This window comes from Henriciella sp. (genome assembly GCF_049649345.1).
In the GTDB taxonomy this organism is placed as follows: Bacteria; Pseudomonadota; Alphaproteobacteria; order Caulobacterales; family Hyphomonadaceae; genus Henriciella.
On the sequence record NZ_JBARZC010000588.1, the window covers coordinates 1 to 2,889 of the forward strand.

The following is a 2,889-nucleotide window of genomic DNA, read 5'->3' on the forward strand; positions in this document are numbered from 1 at the left end:
TTGACGAAATGCGTCATGCCGAACTTCTCGCCCCATTCTTTCTTCGAGTTGTTGATGTCGACACCGACGATCATGTCCGCCCCCGCCATCTTCGCGCCCTGGATGACGTTGAGGCCGATCCCGCCGAGGCCGAAGACGACGACATTATCGCCGACCTGCACCTTCGCCGTATTGACCACGGCGCCAACGCCCGTCGTCACCCCGCAGCCGACATAGCAGGCCTTGTCGAAGGGCGCGTCGGTGCGGATCTTGGCCACCGCGATCTCCGGCAGGACGGTAAAGTTCGAGAAAGTCGAGCAGCCCATATAATGATAGATCGGCTTACCTTTATAGCTGAACCGGCTCGTCCCGTCCGGCATCACGCCCTTGCCTTGCGTCGCGCGGATCGCTGTGCAGAGATTAGTCTTGCCGGAGAGGCAGCTTTTGCACTGGCGGCATTCGGGCGTGTAGAGCGGGATCACATGATCGCCCGGCTTCACGCTGGTCACGCCCTTGCCGACCTCGCGCACAATGCCTGCGCCCTCATGTCCGAGAATGGATGGGAAAATGCCTTCTGAATCGAGCCCGTCCAGCGTGTAGGCGTCTGTGTGACAGATGCCTGTCGCCATGATCTCGACCAGGACTTCGCCCTCTTTCGGGCCTTCCAGGTCTACTTCGACGATTTCCAGCGGTTTCTTGGCTTCAAAGGCAACAGCGGCGCGCGTTTTCATAAGTGTCATCCTCGCGGGGTCTTCAGGTTTGGCGCAACATGTAGAATTCGCTCCCGCGGGGCAAGCCAAAGCGCCCAGATCAGCGGCCGTACAACACGTTGAGCACTGGAAGATGACTCAATGTTTAGGTGCCGCCCAGTCCCATTACGGAACAGCTCAGCCTCTGACCCGTTAATTCAACACTAATCCACGAAGGAGACCTGACATGAAGAATCTCATGATTACTGCTGCTGCTTCCGCCCTTATCTTTGGCGCTGCGGCATGTACAGAAACTGAAACAGAATATGGCGAAACGTCTTATGACGAGACGCAGACCGCCGAAATGACGAACGAAACGGACGAAACCGCCATGGACGACGAAGTCCTGATGGCTGAAACCGATACCGACACGGACGTTGACATGATGGACGTGGAAACCGTCTATCTGACATCGACCGAACTTAGCGCTGACGAACTGATTGGCGCTCCCGTGATCGGCTCGACCGGTGACGACATTGCTACAGTCGACGATTTCCTGATCGGCCCAAATGGCGAAATCAAGTCCGTTATTTTCCGGGAAAGCAACTTCCTTGACGCCATTGGTGACAAGGGTGCCCTTCCATTCAACGAGCTTGACCTGACGATGAACGCCGGAGATGAAGCGCGTTTCACGGTCGCCATGACTGAAGAAGCGATCGAGAACGTTGAAGAGTTTAGCCAGGACGGTCTTAATGACTATCGTCTTGCTTCGGAAATGATCGGCACGACCGCAGAGTTTATCAATTCCGATGAGTCGATCCGCATCAACGACATCATTCTGACCGAGAATGGCCAGGCCACCTACGCCATTGTGGGTGACATGATGGACGATGAACGCCAGCTCGCCTTCAACAGGATCAATGTTGAGCAGGGTGACGGCGGCGAAATCATCATCGATGCGGCCTATGACGATCTCGAAACCATGCCGATCTTCAAGTATCACGAAGATGTCGATGCTGACGGCTATTCCGATGATGACGATCTGGAAGACGATATGGATATCGACGCCGACGCATCGCTCGATGCCGATACCGACAATGAAATGGAAAACGAATACTAAGACATCCGTTTCTAACCGACAGGCGCAGATTGAAGCGCCACAGGCCGGTCCCGCCCACAGCGGGGCCGGTCTTGCTTTGTGCATCGATAAGAAAAGCCCCGGACCTCAGGCCCGGGGCTTTTGTCTTGTCATGTTCGCGTCAGGACGATCAGGTCCGGCGCTCGGCTTCGAGCTTGGCGGTCATGCTGTGGATCTTGTCGATCAGCGCCTCGGCAGAGCCATTGGTCCGGTCCAGCAGCGCCAGGAACTGGGCCTGCTGCTCAATGGCCAGCCAGATCAGATTGCCATCAATATCAAGCGCCACATCAACGACCTGATATTGGCCGCCGCGATTGAGGACGCGCCAGCGCACATCCATTTTCTTGCCATCCGTGCGCGCAATGGTCGTGTCGACGATGGAATCATTGGCCGTGCGGTCGGTCGATCCCTGGATCACGACCTCATTGCCACGATAGGCATCGAGCTCGTTCTCGTAGACCGCCAGCGCATATTCCCTGAAGGCCGCCTGATAGTCGGCGAGCTCCTGCTGGGTGAACCGGCGGGAATATTTGCCAATCACGAATTTCGACACAGCGTCGAAATCTGCAAATTGCTCCATATAATCGCTGAACAGCTCCGTACGCTCGGTCCGGCCGAGTTGCGGATTGTTCAGTGAATCGAGGACCTCATTGGCATTCTGTTTGACAAAACTCTCGGTCTTGCCATCAGCCAGTGCCGGCGAGGCCACCACCGCAAGCGTTGCGGCGCTAATTATCAGTTTACGTAGTATCATGGCTCCTAATCCTGCTCTGTCGCGGGCCCTGACCCTTCATCGTCTTCAAAATCACCAAAATCATCGAAATCAGGCAAATCTTTGTAGGGATCGTCCTCAATTTCGCCATTTCTGATGGCTGCCTGGCGTTGGGACGTATAGTTCCGGCGCAGGGCAATATAGGGTTCTGGCTGCTCTCGCAGCGTCTCGACCGCCTCGATCAGCCGCGCGCGCGCTGAAATCGCGCCAAGGACGGTCCGCCCGAGGGCGATATCGTCATCGAGATCGGGATCACTTTCGAATTCGGTCCAGGTCAGCGGGTCGAACGCGCGGTCGACGCCCATGCCGAC

Annotated in this window: 3 protein-coding genes and 1 pseudogene; 1 reads left to right on the top strand and 3 read right to left on the bottom strand. The window is 56.4% G+C overall.

The window, feature by feature from the left end:
• The coding region (locus tag WA989_RS16235) for an alcohol dehydrogenase catalytic domain-containing protein (protein WP_424341522.1) at positions 1-710 on the bottom strand (710 nt) is incomplete at its 3' end.
• 205 nt (positions 711-915) lie between these two features.
• On the opposite strand from WA989_RS16235, the gene WA989_RS16240 reads away from it, so the two are divergent.
• Complete coding sequence (locus WA989_RS16240) at positions 916-1,788, top strand: PRC-barrel domain-containing protein (protein ID WP_424341523.1); 873 nt, start codon at positions 916-918, stop codon at positions 1,786-1,788.
• A 148-nt stretch (positions 1,789-1,936) separates the two neighbouring features.
• Here the strand turns inward: WA989_RS16240 and WA989_RS16245 are convergent, their stop codons facing one another.
• Together WA989_RS16245 and WA989_RS16250 are read right to left on the bottom strand one after the other, a co-directional pair.
• Positions 1,937-2,560 (bottom strand): MlaC/ttg2D family ABC transporter substrate-binding protein, encoded by a 624-nt coding sequence (locus tag WA989_RS16245; RefSeq protein WP_424341524.1) that lies wholly within the window; start codon positions 2,558-2,560, stop codon positions 1,937-1,939.
• A gap of 5 nt (positions 2,561-2,565) precedes the next feature.
• Positions 2,566-2,889: pseudogene (locus tag WA989_RS16250) on the bottom strand (hypothetical protein); the annotation flags it as partial.

Coding starts and splice junctions, on each gene's coding strand:
- WA989_RS16245 (WP_424341524.1), bottom strand. CDS start 2,560: ATGATACTACGTAAACTGATAATTAGCGCCGCAACGCTTGCGGTGGTG.
- WA989_RS16240 (WP_424341523.1), top strand. CDS start 916: ATGAAGAATCTCATGATTACTGCTGCTGCTTCCGCCCTTATCTTTGGC.